The following is a 2,536-nucleotide window of genomic DNA, read 5'->3' on the forward strand; positions in this document are numbered from 1 at the left end:
TAGGCTTAGATGTGTATAGTTCATGGTTGCAATCTCACTTTGGTCGGTGGATAAAGACTTTGATGCTAGCGCATCTAGGTCTTTTTTTCACCTCGCATTTGGTATTGCACTTCATGTGTTAATCTAAGTTTTCTATAAAGAACTCGCAGGAGTCTAATGCGTGAGTAATACTAAAATTATAAAATTCAGAATAAAGTTTGTAGATTTGTATAAAGTGCCACTGGAAGACTTGTACCATATAGTAACGATAAATGGACGAACCGCTTGTTCAGGAACGTCTATAGCTGGAGGATATACGGTATGGATAACCAGACCAGCAGGTACACTCGTTAATGTATCTATAAAAGATCCTCGTAATGGTTCAATGGTAAGTATCATAAAAGACCTTATCGTACCTATTAGGGAAATGACATTCGAAGCGCAAGCTCCTTTTGCAAAGCACAAATTTAAACTTAAAATGTTCGAAGGGTCTGCAGGAGACTATTTAAGAAAAACTCACGAAGTTGAAGCTGAAGAAACTTTATCCTCTATTGCCAAAATATATGGAGTAAAGTGGCAGCAAATAGCCCAACTTAATAATTTAAAAGAGCCTTACAACATACGACCAAAGGACTTTTTAAAATTACCACCCACAAAAGCAAGGCAAAAAACCTCCACAGATTCAAGTCCCCAAAATAGTTCTAAAGATGGTGACTTATCACTAAAAAATGAACATACCGTAGGAAAAAATGAAACCCTTTCAGGTATATCAGCAAGAAGTGGGGTATCGGTTGCAGATTTAAAACGACTCAATGGCATAACAGACCCTAAGTGAACCGCCCCGACTATATCGGAGAGTGGATTGCTTGAGTCAGGCAGCTTTGTCTGACTCACAAAGACTATCATAGTATCGTCTCTCAAACTCAAAAGGCGACACATAACTAATCGTACTATGAATGCGAGTTTTGTTAAACCAATCGACCCATTCTAGGGTTGCTAATTCAACATCGTTCACACCTTGCCACTGCTGTTTTAAATATTCAATCACCTCTGTTTTATAAAGCCCGTTAACCGTTTCAGCCAACGCATTATCGTATGAATCACCCGTTGTACCAACAGATGCAATGACGCCAGAATTAGCCATCTTATCAGTATAGCGAATGGATAAGTACTGAACGCCGCGATCACTATGATGAATCACATCTTTAGGATGGTTTCTGTCTGCAATGGCTTGGTTTAGTGCTGCCATCACCATATCAGTGTTCATACGATCTGATACTTTCCAGCCAACGATAGCGCGAGCAAATACATCAATGATAAAGGCGGTATAGACCCAACCACTCAGTGTCTTTATATAGGTAAAATCAGCAACCCATAGTTGGTTAGGGCGATGGGCATTAAAGTTACGATTAACCAAATCATCAGCACGCTTTTGATCGTCACGAGACTTAGTCGTTATCTTACCTTTACCTCGCCAAACACCCTGCATGCCATGCTGCCGCATTAACCGCTCTACAGTGCAGCGTGCAGGATGTATACCCTCTGCTTTCAACTGTTTCCAGACTTTACGAGTACCATAACGGCACTTGCTGTCCTGCCAGATACGTTTAATCTCATTAAGATAGAAATCGTCATGCTGACTACGCTGTGAACGCTTTTCAGGACTGAATTCTAGCTCTTTGGCACGATAGTATGTGGATGGAGCAATCGGTAGTACTCTACAGATTGGCTCGACTCCATATTGTGGTTTGTGGTCATCTATAAAATCAACCATTACTTGGGTTTGCGGCCCGTCTCCGCCTGGGCGAAAAAAGCAGCAGCTTTCTTTATAATTTCATTGGCTTGCTTTAACTCTCTGTTCTCACGTTCAAGCTCTTTGATACGCTCGGCTTGGCTTTGAGCTTGAATGTTTGCAGGAATGGTTTTATCAATGTGCTTTTTATGCCATGATCGTAGGGTCTCAGGCGTGCAACCTATCTTTGGCGCTATGGCTTTGATGGCTGACCAGGTGGATGGGTAGTCGTCTTTAGCTTCAATTAGCATACGGACGGCGCGCTCTTTCATTTCAGGGGTATAGTTTCGTGTTTTCATTGTCGTATTCTCTCAGAAAGTTGAGTCTCCGACAATCTCGGGGCGGTTCAGTTTAGTGAGTACGAAAAAATTGAACAGCAATATCAGCTTTCTGCTGAACAAGAGCGTAAAATAGAAGAGTATGAAGATTGGCTGGAATGGGAGGAAAGAGCGGATGACTTTATTGAAAACAAGTTAGTTTTAGAGCATATAGATGAATATCCTAACTTAATCAAATTTATAGAAGACTATAAATATGTAGAACAGTCATTAAAACCGCAGTCTGAAATTTCTGAACGGACGAATACCAACTTAGGTAAGACCCTATTCTATAATCAGGAAGATCGTAGCATGGAGCCAATAATTACCATTAGTGCACAATGTTCAATAGATTTAACTAAACGCACCATAAAAAACGGGAAGTTTTACCTATAGGACTTACGCAACAATCAGTCTAGGCGAGCGTAACTGCTCGCAGAGATAGTCA

The 2,536-nt window shown here is 40.8% G+C and carries 2 protein-coding genes and 1 other annotated feature; of the genes, one reads left to right on the plus strand and one right to left on the minus strand.

Annotated features, from left to right (window positions below):
• Nucleotides 1–160 precede the first annotated feature (160 nt).
• On the plus strand, nt 161–814 hold the full coding sequence (locus tag EI161_RS15030) for a LysM peptidoglycan-binding domain-containing protein (protein WP_192529867.1): 654 nt from the start codon (nt 161–163) through the stop codon (nt 812–814).
• Between the two features lie 36 nt (nt 815–850).
• On the opposite strand, the gene EI161_RS13975 is transcribed toward EI161_RS15030, so the two are convergent.
• Nucleotides 851–2,070 (minus strand): IS3 family transposase gene (locus EI161_RS13975; protein ID WP_225735408.1). Its coding sequence is split into 2 segments (ribosomal slippage): nt 851–1,785 and nt 1,785–2,070, totalling 1,221 coding nucleotides; the frame shifts between segments, so codons are not numbered across the junction.
• Nucleotides 1,679–1,795: a sequence feature (AL1L pseudoknot), on the minus strand. (Overlaps the previous gene by 117 nt.)
• Nucleotides 2,071–2,536: the final 466 nt, after the last annotated feature.

This window comes from Psychrobacter sp. FME5, from assembly GCF_014861375.1.
In the GTDB taxonomy this organism is placed as follows: domain Bacteria; phylum Pseudomonadota; class Gammaproteobacteria; order Pseudomonadales; family Moraxellaceae; genus Psychrobacter.